We start from the raw sequence: 15,275 nt of genomic DNA, 5'->3' as shown, positions 1-15,275 counted from the left end.
CGAAACCCGATCCGCCGCCATGTCCCTCATTTCCGTTGCCTTTGCAAGCATCCGGCCCGCGCGTGCGCAGTCGGCCGCCCGGACGCTGTCATTCGCGTTTCCGCTCTCGGTAGCCTGTGCCGTCATCGGCCTGTCGGGCAGTGTGAGTCCGGCCGAAGCCGCTACGCCCACGCAGCGCGAACGTCTCGAAGCACCGGTCAAGGCCGTCGCCGACCAGCGCGTGGCCGTCGAGACGCCGCAGGGCAGCGCGGCGCTGCCGGTCTACGCCGACCATCCACTCGACCACGCCGCGCCCGACGTCACGCGCGTGTTCATCGTGATTCACGGCACGCTCCGCAACGCCGACGCTTACTATGCGTCGGGGCGCAAGGTCGTCGAGCAGGCCGGTGCGTCCGGCAACGGCACGATGGTCGTCGCGCCGCAGTTCCTGACGCGCGCCGATACGCGCGCGTTCTCGTTGCCCGCATCGACGCTGGCGTGGACGCAGGAAGGATGGAAGGGCGGCGAACCCGCGCGCCAGCCCGGCCCGATCAGCTCGTTCGCGGCGCTCGACGCGTTGCTCGCGCATTTCGCCGACCGCAGCCTGTACCCGTCCCTGACAACGGTCGTCGTGATCGGCCACTCCGCCGGCGCGCAGTTGCTGCAGCGTTATGCCGTGGCCGGGCGCGAAGGGGACGCGCTGGCGCATACCGGCATCGCCGTGCGCTACGTGGTCGCGAACCCGTCGAGCTATCTGTATTTCGACGATGAACGGCCGAATGCCGACGCGATCGCGGGCGGCACCTGCCCGCGCGCGACGCAATGGAAATACGGGCTGAAGTCGGCGCCGCCTTACGTTGCGTCACAGGACGCGCGCGAGCTCGAAACGCGTTACGTTGCGCGCCGTGTCGTGTACCTGCTCGGGCAGGTCGATACGAATCCGTATACGCATTTCATCGACCGTTCGTGCGCGGCGATGGCGCAGGGCCCGTACCGGCTCGCGCGCGGGCTCGCGTATTTCGATTACCTGAAGAAGCGTCACCCGGACGATCTCGCGCAGCAGGTCGTCGAAGTGCCGGGCGTCGGGCACGACGGTCTCGGCATGTTCACGTCCGCTTGCGGGCTGGCCGTGCTGTTCGGGCAGGCATTGCCGCAATCGTGCCCGGTCGTCGCCGGTACGGCGCCGGACATGCGTGCGGCAGGACAATGAGCGTGCATGCGCGGTCCGCGCACGGCCAAAGGCGATCGATCAGAAAAATGCAGGAATCGGCAAGATAAATTCATTTCCCTGCGCGGCGTTCGCGGTTCAGGATGACGGCATCCCCGGGAGCGCCCCCATGAACATCACGATCCTCGACGATTATTTCGACACGCTGCGTACGCTGCCGAGCTTCAGCAAGCTGGACGGGCAGGCGGTCACGATCTGGAACGACCATGTGCAGGACGTCGACGCCCTGGCCGAACGCCTGCGCGATACCGAGGTGCTGGTGCTGATTCGCGAGCGCACGCAGATTCGCGCGCCGCTCATCGCCCGGCTGCCGAAGCTGCGGCTGATCAGCCAGCGCAGCGTCTATCCGCATATCGACATCGATGCGTGCACCGCGCAGGGCGTGATCGTGTCGTCGAACCAGCACGCGGGCACGCCGTCCTATGCGGCCGCCGAACTCACATGGGGCCTCGTGCTGGCCGCGATGCGGCAGATTCCGCAGCAGATGCGCGCGTTGCAGGCCGGCAACTGGCAGACCGGCGTCGGACGGACGCTGCGCGGGCGCACGCTGGGCATATACGGCTACGGCCGGATCGGCGCGGAGGTCGCGCGATACGGCGCCGCGTTCGGGATGAACGTGCTGGTCTGGGCGCGCGAAGCGTCGCTGCAGCGTGCGCGCGACGACGGCTGGCACACGGCGCCGGACAAGCACACCTTCTTCGAAACCTGCGACGTGCTTTCGCTGCACATGCGGCTCGTGCCGGCCACGCGCGGCATCGTGACGGCCGGGGATCTGGCGCGGATGAAACCCGGTGCGCTGCTGGTGAACACGAGCCGGGCGGGCCTCGTCGTACCGGGTGCGCTCGAAGCGGCGTTGCAGGCCGGCCGGCCCGGAATGGCGGCGGTAGATGTGTACGAGACGGAACCGCTGCGCGATCCACGGCATCCGTTGCTGCGTTTGCCCAATGTGGTGTGCACGCCGCATATCGGCTACGTGACCGAAGACGAATTCGAAACGCAGTTCTCGGATGTGTTCGACCAGATCGTGTCCTATGCGGCCGGACAGCCGATTCACGTGGTCAACCCGGACGTGCTCGCGCGTGAAGCGGGATCGATCGAGCCGTTGATTGTCGACCTGCTCGAATGGATTGGGCCCGGCGCGCGGCCGTACAACGAGGTGATCGATGCGTGGCGCACGTCGTGCCCACGCCTGCCGGTGTGGGAAGAGGCCTGCGCGCGCGGTTACGTGGTGCGCCACCACGCGCCAGGCGGCGTGGCCGAGGTCGAAGTGAGCGAAGCCGGCCGCGCGCATCTCCGGGCCGCGCGCGCCTGACCGTGCGGGGCAGTCGGCGCGCGGCCGCGCCACCCGCGCGTCATGCCGTTTTTTCAGCGACCGGTGCGGCGTCCGGATCGAACACCGTCAAGCCTTCCGTCGGGTCCATCGGCAAGTCCCACGGATGCGCGGCGATCGCCCGTTTCGTCGCGTCATAGCCGGCCTGCCGGCGGGCCGCGATGCCGGCCGGCGTGAAATCGATGTCCTTCAGCTGATTGTCGCCGTCGAGCCGCGGCGCGGCGAGCTTGACCAGGTGCATCGTCGTCTCGCATCCCCACGCGGCGAGCCGGCGTACGGCCGGCGACGCGCGGTCGGCTTCCGGCACGTGCCGCGCCAGTTCGCGGATCACGTGGCGCAGCCGGTGAATCTGCTGCTGGCGCGCGATGTGGCTGTCGGTGCGGCTCGCGTACTGGATGTCCTTCTGCCGTTCCGACACTTGCCAGATGCTCTCGGGCTCCGGGCCGGCCGGATTCCACATCTGCACCGAAAAGATGATCGAGCTGCGGCGCGGGTTGTCGTCGAGCACGACCTCGACCGGCGTATTCGAATACACGCCGCCGTCCCAGTACGGCGCGCCGTCGATCCGTATCGCCGGGAATGCGGGCGGCAGCGCGCCCGAGCTCATGACGTGCTCGATCCCGAGCCGCGTGTCGCGCGAATCGAAATAGCGCATGGTGCCCGTGCATGCATTGACCGCGCTGACGGTCAGGCGCGGATGGCCCGCGTTCAGCAGCTCGGGATCGATCAGCGACGCGAGCGTGTCGCGCAGCGGCGCGATCCGGTAATACGACGCGCGATCGACGCCGAGGCGCGCCATCGGCCCGAGCCACGACGCCGGATTGGGCTGGAAGAAGCCCGCGATGCCGCCGCCGATGATCATCAGCTCGGCCAGCGTCCGGTCCCAGCCCGGCAGCAGCGGCGGGACGTCGAAGCGGGTCCGTTCGGTCACGCGATGCCAGAACGCCGACAGTTTCTCGTAGCGCCGTTCCGGCGGATTCCCGGCGATCAGCGCCGCGTTGATCGCGCCGATCGACGTGCCGACCACCCAGTCGGGCCGGATCCCGGCTTCGTCCATCGCCTGGAAGACGCCGAGCTGGAACGCGCCCAGTGCGCCGCCGCCCTGGAGCACGAGCACGACTTGCCCGGGGAGGTCCATTCGTGCCGGCTGGCTCGCGGTCATGGCTTGCCTCGCTGCGTGTGACGGTGGGTCGGATCCGAACAGTTCGATTCAGTTTAGGCGATCGACGGCGCGGGGCGGCCTGCTGCGCAACAGTGGCTTGCGTTTGCTTTGCCGTTCGCTTCCGACCCTTTGACACGGCCGGCGTCACGCATCTGGATAAGGCGTGCCGTCCTTGTGCAGGAACCGGCCGTCGCGGCTCGGGCTCATCATGTCGATGTCCGGGCAGGTGATCACGTCGTCCGGTGAACGCGAACCCACTTCGAGATAGACGGCGACGGCGTCCGACCGGTTGACCAGGTGATGGCCGTTGCCCGAGTTTTTCGGAAACGCCGCGCAGTCGCCTGCGCGCAGCACGGTCTCGCCGCCGTCCTCGATCATCACGAGCTCGCCTTCGAGCACGTAGACGAATTCGTCTTCGTCGGCATGCCAGTGGCGCTGGGCCGACCAGCCGCCGGGCGGCACGCGCATCAGGTTGACGCCGAAATCGCGCAGCCCGCCGGCGTCGCCGAGACGCTGGCGGATGCGCTGCGCGCACGGCGCGTCGAACGGCCGCGGATAGCCGCTGCCGCGGCGTTCGGGCACGGTGCTGAGGTCGATCCTGGGCATGGGCGGCTCCGTCTGCCACGCGGGCGAATGGGACGGCGGTCATTGTAGGCGGATGCCGCCCGCCGTTCGCCCACGCGTTACGTGGCGGGCCGCGTCATTCGACGGTGATCGTCTCCTTCATGTACGGGTGAATTCCGCAGAACACCTTGTAGACACCCGGCTTGTCGAAGCGGAACGAGTACGTCTCATCCTGGTCGAGTGCCTTCGAGTGAAAGATGCCGGCATCGTTGACGACGGTGTGCGGTTCCGCGTCGAGGTTCTTCCACGTGATCGTCGTGCCGGCCTTGATGGTGGTCGACATCGGCGAAAACATGAAATTGCGGATCGTCACTTGCGCGCCGTCCGGGCCCTGTGCGAACGCGGCGAGCGGCGTGGCGGCGGCAGCCGCGCACAGGATCAGCGCCGCGACGATTCCGGGTTGCTTGAAGCGGATCATGTCGGTCTCCTCATGTTTGTCAGGCGAGCGTCGCGTCGTGCAGCGACGACGCGACCGGACGGCCCGCGAATTCGACGGTCGTCACGCCGAGCATCGCGGGCAGCCGGTCGTGCGGCACCGTGAGCGGCACGGGGCCCGGGCCGTTGCCGGCCGTCGGCTGCGGGAACGCGGTGGAGCGCGCGGTGTGGAACGTCACGTTGCCCTCGACCTTCGACACGATCTGGTGGATGTGCCCGTTCAGCACGGTGACCGAGCCGAAGCGGCGCAGCAGCGCCATGGTCTGCGGCGCGTCGCCGGTGCCCCAGCCCCACGGTTCGTAGATGGTCCACATCGGCATGTGCGAGAACACGACGATCGGCGTGCTCGACGAGCGGCCCTTCAGATCCTGTTCGAGCCACGCGAGCTGTTCGTCGCCGAAGCTGCCGAGCCCGTTCGGCTTGAAATGCATCACGTTGACGAGCGCGATGAAATGCACGCCCGCGTGATCGAAGCTGTAATAGCCGCGGTTGTCCGAGGCCTTGCCGAACCGGCCAAAATATTCGGCGCCCGAACCGTCGGTGACGTCGTGCTCGCCGGGCACCGTGTGCAGTTCCGGCACGCGCAGCGCGGATAGCAATTGCGACGCGTGGTCGAATTCCTCGGGCTTGGACAGGTGCGTGATGTCGCCCGTATGGATGGCCAGCGCGGGCAGCGCGGGCATCCCGTTGACGAGGTCGATCGTCTGCTTCAGCGTGGCCGATACGTCGGGATTCGCGTCCTTGTTGAAGCCGATGTGCGTGTCGCTGATCTGCACGAACAGCGGCTTGCCCGCGGGGGGCGCGTCGCCGGTCTGCGCGAGCGCGAGGTCGAACGGCGTCAGGATGCCGCCCGACAGCGTGAACAGCGTGCCGAGCCCGCCGAAGGCCAGGCATTGCAAGGCCTTGCGGCGCGACGGGCGGGTAGGGGTCGATGAAGACATGGGAGCCTCGCATTCGTATGACGAAACCGGACGGCCGGATCGTCCTGGAATAAGCCGGCGCCTTCGCATGCCATACCGCCGAAGCGGCGGATTTATTCCCGCGCGTTACGCGTTACGCGGTCGAACACCCGTGTCGGCGGCTTCCGGGGCAATGCGGGATGCGAGCGGGATGCGCTGTCAATGTCCTGTAAGTGACACGTCACATTTGCGTCACGACCGCCCGATAGCCTGCCACTCCGAATCACCTCTCCGGAGCCCCTTCATGCCGAATCCCGCGGCAACGGAAACCAGCGGTGCGGCCAGTCATCGCACGCGCACCGTCAGCCTCGCGCTGTTCTTTCTGATCATTGCCTGCGGCATCGTCTATGTCGGCATTCATCTCGGTGCCGATCTCGGCCCCGTCAAGGAAAGCTCGGCCCTCCCGTTTCTGCTGCTGATCGTCGCGCTGCTGATCGCGCTCGGCTTCGAATTCGTGAACGGCTTTCACGACACCGCGAACGCGGTCGCGACCGTCATCTATACGCATTCGCTCGACCCGCACCTCGCGGTCGTCTGGTCGGGCCTCTGGAACCTGTTCGGCGTACTCGTGTCGAGCGGCGCCGTCGCGTTCGGCATCCTGCAGTTGCTGCCGGTCGAGCTGATCCTGCAGGTCGGCAGCGGCTCGGGCTTCGCGATGGTGTTCGCGCTGCTGATCGCGGCCGTCACGTGGAACCTCGCGACCTGGTATTTCGGCCTGCCGTCGTCGAGCTCGCACACGCTCGTCGGCTCGATCATCGGCGTCGGCCTGATGAACCAGATCGTCAGCGGCCCGTCGGGCACGAGCGGCGTCGACTGGAACCAGGCGCTCGGCGTCGGCAAGGCGCTGCTGTTCTCGCCGCTGATCGGCTTCGTGCTGTCCGCGCTCGTCTTGCTGTTGCTGAAGGCGCTCGTGCGCGTGCCGGCGCTGTACCAGGAGCCGAAGGGCAACCAGCCGCCGCCGTTCTGGATTCGCCTGCTGCTGATCCTGACCTGCACGGGCGTGTCGTTCGCGCACGGCTCGAACGACGGTCAGAAGGGCATGGGCCTGATCATGCTGATCCTGATCGGCGTGATGCCGACCGCCTACGCGCTGAACAAGGCCGTGACGCCGGACCAGACGAGCACGTTCGTCGCGGTTGCGCGCCACGCATCGACGACGCTGGTCAAGTACGCGGACCCAGCCGTGCAGTCCGCCCACCCGCGTGCCGATGTCGAGGCGTACGTGCGCACGCACAAGCTGACGCCCGCGACGATTCCCGCGCTCGGCAAGCTCACCGACACGATCGCCGACCAGGTCGCGCAAGCAGGCGGCATTTCGAGCGTGCCGCAGAACCTCGTCGACAACGTGCGCAACAACATGTACGTCGCGTCCGAGGCGATCCGCCTGATGGAGAAAGCGAAGGCGCCGGCGTTCCCGGTCGAGGACGCGAGCGCGCTCGAAGCGTTCCGGCAGCAGATGGACCGCGCAACGAAATTCATCCCGACGTGGGTGAAGGTCGCGGTCGCGATTGCGCTCGGCCTCGGCACGATGGTCGGCTGGAAGCGGATCGTCGTGACGGTCGGCGAGAAGATCGGCAAGTCGCATCTCACGTACGGGCAGGGCGCATCGGCCGAAGCCGTCGCGATGCTGACGATCGGGATGGCCGACGCGTACGGGCTGCCGGTATCGACGACGCACGTGCTCGCATCGGGCGTGGCCGGCACGATGACGGCGAGCGGCGCGGGCCTGCGCTGGGATACGGTACGCAACCTCGTGCTCGCGTGGGTGCTCACGCTGCCCGCATCGATCGCGCTGTCGGCTACGTTGTACTGGGTGCTGCACAGGCTGTTCTGATTCGCGCCGGGGTGCGACGCCCGGCCGCGAGACAAGCGGTCGGCCCCATCGATTTTCAATTCAACACAAGACGCTACCGATGGATATCAGTTTCGATCCGAACCGCACCGCGAACGCCTCGGCGTGGCGCGTGCTGCCCAACCGCTGGGATGCCGTCGCGTTTCCGCTGATCATCTGCCTGCTTGCAATGGCGATCGTCGGCTTTCACCAGACGATGGCGCCGATCGGCGTGCTGCAGACGCAGAAGATCTCGCTCGATCCGTCGAACCTGCCCGAATACGCGTTGCGCACCACGCTGCGGATGCTCGCCGCGATGGTCGCGTCGCTCGCGTTCACGCTCGTCTACGGCACGCTCGCGGCCAAGAGCCGCCGCGCGGGCATGGTGCTGATCCCGATCCTCGACATCCTGCAGTCGGTGCCGGTGCTCGGCTACATCTCGTTTACCGTCACGTTCTTTCTCGCGCTGTTCCCGGGCCGCGTGCTCGGTGCGGAGCTGGCGGCGATCTTCGCGATCTTCACGAGCCAGGCGTGGAACATGACGTTCAGCTTCTACCAGTCGCTGCGCACGGTGCCGCGCGACCTGAGCGAAGTGTCGCGTGGCTTTCACCTGACGCCGTGGCAGCGCTTCTGGAAGCTCGAAGTGCCGTTTTCGATGCCGGGCCTGATCTGGAACATGATGATGTCGATGTCGGGCGGCTGGTTCTTCGTCGTCGCGTCGGAGGCGATCACCGTCGGCAACCAGACCATCACGCTGCCGGGCATCGGCGCGTATCTCGCGCAGGCGATCTCGGACAAGAACCTCGGCGCGGTCGGCTGGGTGATCGTCGCGATGTCGGTCGTGATCCTGGCGTACGACCAGTTCCTGTTCCGCCCGCTCGTCGCATGGGCCGACAAGTTCCGGATGGAAAACACCGCGTCGGGCGATGCGCCGCAATCCTGGCTGCTCGACATGATGCGCCGCACGCACCTGATTCATCAGCTGCTCGTGCCGGCGGGCTGGCTGCTGTCGCAGGCCGCGCGGATTCCGCTGCGCCTGCCGGCGCTGAAGGGCACGCGCTCGCGCGGCGCGACGTCACGCCGTTCGTCGCGCGTCGGCGACATCGTGTGGGGCGCATTCGTGATCCTGCTGACGGTGTACGTCGTGTGGCGCGTCGTCAGCTTCGTCGCGACCGGCGTGACGATGGGCGAGGTCGGCCACGTGCTCGTGCTCGGGCTCATCACGCTGCTGCGCGTGCTGGTGCTGATCGCGATCGCGTCCGTGATCTGGGTGCCGCTCGGCGTGCTGATCGGGTTGCGCCCGAAGCTGGCCGAGAAGGTCCAGCCGCTCGCGCAGTTCCTCGCCGCGTTCCCCGCGAACCTGCTGTTCCCGGTGTTCGTGATCGTGATCGTCCACTTCCACCTGAACGCCGACATCTGGCTGTCGCCGCTGATCGTGCTCGGCACGCAGTGGTACATCCTGTTCAACGTGATCGCGGGTGCGATGTCCTATCCGAACGACTACAAGGAAGCCACGAAGAATTTCCGGATTCGCGGCTGGCAGTGGTGGCGGCAGGCGATCCTGCCCGGCATCTTCCCGTACTACGTGACGGGCGCCATTACCGCATCGGGCGGCGCGTGGAACGCGAGCATCGTGTCCGAGTTCGTGCAGTGGGGCGACACGAAGGTCGTCGCGCACGGCCTCGGCGCGTACATCGCACAGACGACCGCCGCCGGCGATTTCCCGAAGATCATCCTGGGCATCGCCGTGATGTCCCTGTTCGTCACCCTGTTCAACCGTCTGCTGTGGCGTCCGATGTACGCCTATGCGGAATCCCGGCTCCGGCTCGATTGAGAGTAAGCGCGATGCAAAATTCGACCGTTATCAACGCCCCCGTCAAGACGTCCCAGCCGCTGCAGCCGCCGCGCCTCGGCGAAGAAATCCTGCGCGTCGAGCACGTGAACCGCGGCTTCAACAAGTCGCAGGGCGAACTGCTCGTGCTCGACGACGCGAACCTGTCGCTGCGCGAGGGCGAAATCGTCGGGCTGCTCGGCCGTTCCGGCTCGGGCAAGTCGACGCTGCTGCGAATCATCGCCGGGCTGATCGAACCGACCGGCGGCGAAGTGACCTACCTCGGCAAGCCGCTGAACGGCCCGGCCGACGGCGTCGCGATGGTGTTCCAGACCTTCGCGCTGTTCCCGTGGCTCACGGTGCTGCAGAACGTGGAAGCCGGCCTCGAAGCGCTCGGCGTCGGCGCGCGCGAGCGGCGCGAACGCGCGCTGGCCGCGATCGACCTGATCGGTCTCGACGGCTTCGAGAACGCGTACCCGCGCGAGCTGTCGGGCGGCATGCGCCAGCGCGTGGGCTTTGCGCGTGCGCTCGTCGTCGATCCGACGATCCTGCTGATGGACGAGCCGTTCTCGGCGCTCGACGTGCTGACGGCCGAGACGCTGCGTACCGACCTGCTCGACCTGTGGACACAGGGCCGCATGCCGATCAAGTCGGTGCTGATCGTCACGCACAACATCGAGGAAGCCGTGTTCATGTGCGACCGGATCCTCGTGCTGTCGTCGAACCCGGGCCGCGTGATCGCCGAGATCAAGGTGCCGTTCAAGCATCCGCGCAACCGGCTCGACACCGATTTCCGCAAGCTCGTCGACGACATCTACGCGAAGATGACGGCCCGCCAGACCAACGAGGCGACGAAGAAGGGGCTCGAACTCGGCAGCTGGATGCCGCGCGTGTCGACCAACCTGATGGCGGGCCTGATCGAGACGCTCGCGATGGCGCCGTATCACGGCCGCGCGGACATGCCGGAAATCGCGCGCACGCTGCATCTGGAGGTCGACGAACTGTTCCCGATCGCCGAAGTGCTGCAGTACCTCGGCTTCGCGGACGTGCGCGAAGGCGACGTGTTCCTGACGCCGCCGGCCCGCGTGTTCGCGGAATTCGGCACGCAGGAGCGCAAGCTGATGTTCGCCGATCATCTGCTGAAGCACGTGCCGCTCGCTGCGCGGATCCGGAAGGTGCTCAACGAGCGCCCGGGCCACCGCGCGCCGCGCGTGCGCTTCGAGCAGGAGCTGGAGGATTTCCTGTCGGACGAAGCGGCCGAGGAAACGCTCGACGCGGTGATCGACTGGGGCCGTTACGGCGAAGTCTTCTCGTACAACGACAAGACGGAAGTGTTCAGTCTCGAGGATGTCGAGAGCTGACGCCTGCGCCTGGATGGCGAGCGATCGTCATTCGGGCAAGTCCCGCTGATTCGTGTCCTGCTCGATCCCGCCCGTATTGAGCTGCTCGATCTTCTCCATCCGCTGCCGCGCGAGTTCCGGCAGCCGGTTCGTCACGCCGATCACCAGCGCTTCGGCAAGCGCCAGCGCCGGCACGTTGGTCTGCAGCATCGCGAACGGGCGCCCCTGGATCCGCAGCACGATTTCCGCAAACGCGCCGATCGGCGATCGCCATTCGTCGGTGATCAGCAGGATCCGCGTGCCGAGCCGGTGCGCGGCCTGCGCGAAGCGGATGCTGTCCTTCTGGTAGCGGCGAAAGTCGAAGATCACCAGCACGTCGCCGCGCCCCATGTCGGCCAGTGCGACCGACGCGAGATTCACGTTCGGCTCGACGGAGTGGACATGCGGCCGCGCATAGGCCAGCGTGAAAGAAAACAGCGACGCGAGCGGCGCGGTGTAGCGTCCGCCGCCGCAGAAGACGCGCACGTCCGGATCGGCCAGCAGCGCCACCGCCGCGTCGAACGCGGCCGCGTCGAGCCCTTCGATCGTGGTCGCGAGCGACTCGGACAGCCGCTGGAAAATCGCCGCATGGCTGTCGCGCATGCCCGTTTCCGAGTGGAACGCATCCATCCGCGCGAGCGGCGAATTCATCGCCGTGTCGATCTCGTCGTGCAGCGCCTGCTGGAACGACGAGTAGTTCGGAAAACCGATCCGGACGACGAAGCGGAACACGGTCGGGTCGCTGACTTCCGCCTGCTTCGCAAACTGCGCGATGGGCCCCAGCCCGAGACTGGGATAGCGATCCAGCAACGCCTGCGCAACCTTCTGTTCCGACGGCGTGAAGCTATCCATCTGGGATAACAGCAACGCCCTGATGCTCGTCCCCATCGGGCACTCCAGCTCTCTTATCTGTATGACAAACGGCAGACCCAGGTCTGCCTGCGACTCCACGCATGTTAGCCGATCGACGGGCGGCGGGCCGCGTACGTCCCGATATTAGAGGGCCGCATCGCACGGCCAATCGGCTCACTCATGAATGTAATGAAACAAACATTCGAGCAGAACCGCTTTTACGTGCATTCGTTTTATGTTCAGTAATAACCCTAGGTTTTGATGCAAAAAAGCGAGTGCTATGATCGCGGCCTCGTCGAGATGTATTGTTTATTACATTTCTGGTTGGTGGCGCCGCCATGCCGTCGTGCAGCGGCGCATCCCGGCACGGCCCGGTTTATTTGTCTGGAGGATTCCGTCATGAGGCGGCTCGTAGTACTCACCCTGTTGTCGGCCATGAGCGTGTGCGCGTTCGCCGCATCGGACCCGGCGGTCGAGGCGAAGAACGGCATGGTCGTGTCGTCGCAGCACTTCGCGTCGCAGATCGGCGTCGACATCCTGAAGGAAGGCGGCAACGCAGTGGACGCGGCGGTGGCGGTCGGCTATGCGCAGGCCGTGACCAATTCGTGCTGCGGCAACATCGGCGGCGGCGGGTTCATGACCCTCCACCTGGCCGACGGCCGCGACCGCTTCATCAATTTCCGCGAGACTGCGCCGGCCGCGGCTTCCGCGAACATGTACCTCGATGCGGCAGGCAACGTCATCCCGGACCAGAGCCTGTACGGTTATCGCGCGGTCGGCGTGCCGGGCACGGTGGCCGGCCTCGATCTCGCGCAACGCAAGTACGGGAAGCTGACCCGCAAGCAGGTGATGGCGCCGGCGATCCGGCTCGCGCGCGACGGCTTCGTGCTGACGCGCGGCGATACGGACATCCTCGACACCACGGTCGAACGCTTCAAGAAGGATCCGGAAGCCGCGCGCATCTTCCTGCGCCCGGACGGCACGGCGTTGCAGCCGGGCGACCGCCTGGTGCAGAAGGACCTGGCGCGCACGCTCGAGCGCATCGCGGAGCAGGGGCCCGACGCGTTCTATCACGGCGAGATCCCGAAGATCGTCGAAGCAGCGGCCAAGCGCGGCGGCGGCGTGATCACGGCGGCCGATTTCGCGTCCTACCGCGCGCAGGACATGGCACCGCTGACGTGCACGTATCGCGGCTACGAGTTCGTGTCGGCGCCGCCGCCGAGCTCGGGCGGCGTGACGATGTGCGAGACGCTGAACATCCTCGAAGGGTATGACCTGCGCAAGCTCGGCTACCACTCGGCCGCTTCGGTTCACTACATGACCGAAGCGATGCGTCACGCGTATGAAGACCGCAACACGCTGCTGGGCGATCCGAACTTCATCGACAACCCGGTCGCGAAGCTGACGAGCAAGGAATACGCGGCGCAGATCCGCAAGAGCATCCATGCCGATACGGCGACGCCGTCGGTCGACGTGCAGCCCGGTGTCGGCGTGCACGAGAAACCGGAAACGACGCATTACTCGATCATCGACCACGACGGCAACGCGGTGTCGACGACCTATACGGTCAACGGCCGCTTCGGCGCCGTGGTCATCGCGCCGGGCACGGGCTTCTTCCTGAACGACGAGATGGACGACTTCACCGTGAAGGTCGGCGCGCAGAACATGTTCGGCCTCGTGCAGGGCACGCGCAACTCGATCGCGCCGGGCAAGCGTCCGCTGTCGTCGATGGCACCGACCATCGTGAAGAAGGACGGCAAGGTGTTCATGGTGGTCGGTTCGCCGGGCGGCTCGCGCATCATCACGATCACGCTGCAGACCGTGCTGAACGTGATCGACTACGGGATGACGCCGCAGGACGCGGTCGCCGCGCCGCGTATCCATCACCAGTGGCTGCCTGACGAGGTCTATTACGAAACCTACGGCCTGTCGCCCGACACGCTCGCGATCCTGCGCAACATGGGCTACAAGATGGTCGAGCAGACGCCGTGGGGCGCCGCCGAGCTGATCATGGTCGGCCTGCCGGGCACCGAAGCGGCGAGCCGCCAGAGTTCCGGCAACGATTCGTCGGTGTCCGGCAACGTGCGTGCCGGCTTCATCTACGGCTACAACGACCCGCGCCGTCCGGCCGGCTCGGCGATCGGCTACTGACCGGATCGTTTCATGCCGAACCGCTGCCGCCGGCGTTCGCCTTCCCGCGAATGCCGCTGCGGCGGCAGCGCGTCCGTTCGCGGACATCCGCAAGCCTGACCGGCTTGCCACGCGCGTGCCGCGGCACGGCACGGGGCGCGCGCCTCTCACCCGTCAACCCCTTCACCGTGCGGCGAATCCCGTTATGAACAAACGAATGTCTGCGGCAGGCTGGATCCTGCTCGCGATGGCGGCCGGCATCCTCATCGGCTACCTGATCTTCACGCAGTTCCCGGACAAGCAGTCGGCCGCGGAAATCGCCGGCTACATCTCGCTCGTGTCCGACGTGTTCCTGCGGCTGATCAAGATGGTGATCGGCCCGCTGGTGTTCTCGACACTCGTCGTCGGCATTGCGCACATGGGTGATGCGTCGTCGGTCGGGCGCGTGTTCGTGAAGGCGCTCGGCTGGTTCGTTACCGCATCGCTGATCTCGCTGCTGCTCGGGCTGCTGATGGCGAATGTGCTGCGACCGGGCGAGAATCTCGGCCTGCCGTTGCCGGACATCGGCGCGTCCGCGCATCTCGCGACATCCAAGTTCACGCTGAAGGATTTCGTCGGCCACATGGTGCCGAAATCGTTCGCCGAGGCGATGACGAACAACGAGATCCTGCAGATCGTCGTGTTCTCGATGTTCTTCGGCGTCGCGCTGTCGGCGCTCGGCGAGCGCGGCAAGATCCTCGTGGCCGCGATCGACCAGCTCGCGCACGTGATGCTGAAGATCACCGGTTACGTGATGAAGCTCGCACCGCTCGCGGTGATGGCTGCGATGGCGTCGACCGTCGCGATCAACGGGTTGTCGATCCTGCTGAAGTTCGCGGTGTTCATGGGCGACTTCTACGTGAGCCTCGTGCTGCTGTGGGCCACGCTCGTCGCCGCCGGGTTGCTGTTCCTCGGCCGCCGCGTGTTCAAGCTGCTGGTGCTGATCAAGGAAGCGTTCATGCTGTCGTTCGCGACCGCGAGCTCGGAAGCCGCGTACCCGAAGATCCTCGATGCACTCGACCGTTTCGGCGTGCGCCGCAAGATTTCGAGCTTCGTGATGCCGATGGGTTATTCGTTCAACCTCGACGGCTCGATGATGTACTGCACGTTCGCGTCGCTGTTCATCGCGCAGGCCTACAACATCCACCTGTCGCTCGGCACGCAGGTCACGATGCTGCTGATCCTGATGCTGACGTCGAAGGGGATGGCCGGCGTGCCGCGCGCATCGCTCGTCGTGATCGCCGCGACGCTGCACCAGTTCAACATCCCGGAGGCCGGGCTGCTGCTGATCCTCGGTGTCGACACGTTCCTCGACATGGGCCGCTCGGCCACGAACGCGGTCGGCAATTCGATTGCCAGCGCGGTGGTCGCGAAGTGGGAAGGCGAGCTGATGTCGGAGTCCGAAGCGCAGGCGCATGCCGCGCATCTCGACGCCGAACTCGAACGGCAGAACAGCGATCCGGCCTATGGCGCCGGTCAGGCAACGTCGACCTGAC

Annotated in this window: 11 protein-coding genes and 1 pseudogene; 7 read left to right on the top strand and 5 right to left on the bottom strand. The window is 66.4% G+C overall.

What is annotated here, in order from left to right; genetic code table 11:
- Nucleotides 1–19 precede the first annotated feature (19 nt).
- Nucleotides 20–1,189, top strand: coding sequence for an alpha/beta fold hydrolase (locus OHZ10_RS29695; protein WP_342705216.1), 1,170 nt, complete (start codon nucleotides 20–22; stop codon nucleotides 1,187–1,189).
- Between the two features lie 127 nt (nucleotides 1,190–1,316).
- Nucleotides 1,317–2,285: pseudogene (locus OHZ10_RS29690) on the top strand (D-2-hydroxyacid dehydrogenase family protein); the annotation flags it as partial.
- 274 nt (nucleotides 2,286–2,559) lie between these two features.
- Here the strand turns inward: OHZ10_RS29690 and OHZ10_RS29685 are convergent.
- From OHZ10_RS29685 to OHZ10_RS29670, 4 genes are all read right to left on the bottom strand, one after another.
- On the bottom strand, nucleotides 2,560–3,699 hold the full coding sequence (locus OHZ10_RS29685) for a patatin-like phospholipase family protein (protein WP_342705215.1): 1,140 nt from the start codon (nucleotides 3,697–3,699) through the stop codon (nucleotides 2,560–2,562).
- A gap of 144 nt (nucleotides 3,700–3,843) precedes the next feature.
- On the bottom strand, nucleotides 3,844–4,305 hold the full coding sequence (locus tag OHZ10_RS29680) for a cupin domain-containing protein (RefSeq protein ID WP_059239918.1): 462 nt from the start codon (nucleotides 4,303–4,305) through the stop codon (nucleotides 3,844–3,846).
- A 94-nt stretch (nucleotides 4,306–4,399) separates the two neighbouring features.
- On the bottom strand, nucleotides 4,400–4,741 hold the full coding sequence (locus tag OHZ10_RS29675; RefSeq protein WP_059239920.1) for a cupredoxin domain-containing protein: 342 nt from the start codon (nucleotides 4,739–4,741) through the stop codon (nucleotides 4,400–4,402).
- 19 nt (nucleotides 4,742–4,760) lie between these two features.
- The gene (locus OHZ10_RS29670; RefSeq protein ID WP_342705214.1) at nucleotides 4,761–5,699 is read right to left on the bottom strand and encodes a metallophosphoesterase family protein; all 939 of its coding nucleotides are present in this window, start codon (nucleotides 5,697–5,699) and stop codon (nucleotides 4,761–4,763) included.
- A 262-nt stretch (nucleotides 5,700–5,961) separates the two neighbouring features.
- On the opposite strand from OHZ10_RS29670, the gene OHZ10_RS29665 reads away from it, so the two are divergent.
- The 3 genes from OHZ10_RS29665 to OHZ10_RS29655 all read left to right on the top strand — a co-directional run bounded on the left by OHZ10_RS29665 (nucleotide 5,962) and on the right by OHZ10_RS29655 (nucleotide 10,740).
- Nucleotides 5,962–7,551 (top strand): inorganic phosphate transporter, encoded by a 1,590-nt coding sequence (locus OHZ10_RS29665; protein WP_059239923.1) that lies wholly within the window; start codon nucleotides 5,962–5,964, stop codon nucleotides 7,549–7,551.
- A 79-nt stretch (nucleotides 7,552–7,630) separates the two neighbouring features.
- Nucleotides 7,631–9,382 carry an ABC transporter permease gene (locus tag OHZ10_RS29660; protein ID WP_059239926.1) on the top strand — a complete coding sequence of 584 codons (1,752 nt, stop codon included), beginning with the start codon at nucleotides 7,631–7,633 and terminating at the stop codon, nucleotides 9,380–9,382.
- Nucleotides 9,383–9,393: 11 nt separating this feature from the next.
- Entirely contained in the window at nucleotides 9,394–10,740 is a 1,347-nt protein-coding gene (locus OHZ10_RS29655) for an AAA-associated domain-containing protein (RefSeq protein ID WP_256086159.1), read from the top strand.
- Between the two features lie 27 nt (nucleotides 10,741–10,767).
- Here the strand turns inward: OHZ10_RS29655 and OHZ10_RS29650 are convergent, their stop codons facing one another.
- Nucleotides 10,768–11,646, bottom strand: coding sequence for a MurR/RpiR family transcriptional regulator (locus OHZ10_RS29650; protein ID WP_174991329.1), 879 nt, complete (start codon nucleotides 11,644–11,646; stop codon nucleotides 10,768–10,770).
- Between the two features lie 363 nt (nucleotides 11,647–12,009).
- Between OHZ10_RS29650 and ggt the strand changes: the two genes are divergently transcribed.
- Nucleotides 12,010–13,761, top strand: a complete 1,752-nt coding sequence (ggt, locus tag OHZ10_RS29645) for a gamma-glutamyltransferase (RefSeq protein ID WP_342705213.1) — start codon at nucleotides 12,010–12,012, stop codon at nucleotides 13,759–13,761.
- A 184-nt stretch (nucleotides 13,762–13,945) separates the two neighbouring features.
- Complete coding sequence (locus OHZ10_RS29640) at nucleotides 13,946–15,274, top strand: dicarboxylate/amino acid:cation symporter (protein ID WP_059239945.1); 1,329 nt, start codon at nucleotides 13,946–13,948, stop codon at nucleotides 15,272–15,274.
- The last annotated feature ends 1 nt before the right edge of the window (nucleotide 15,275 follow it).

Source organism: Burkholderia arboris (assembly GCF_038723655.1).
GTDB lineage: Bacteria > Pseudomonadota > Gammaproteobacteria > Burkholderiales > Burkholderiaceae > Burkholderia > Burkholderia arboris.
The sequence above is the reverse complement of the archived record's forward strand: the minus strand, read 5'-3'. Positions and strand labels throughout refer to the sequence as shown.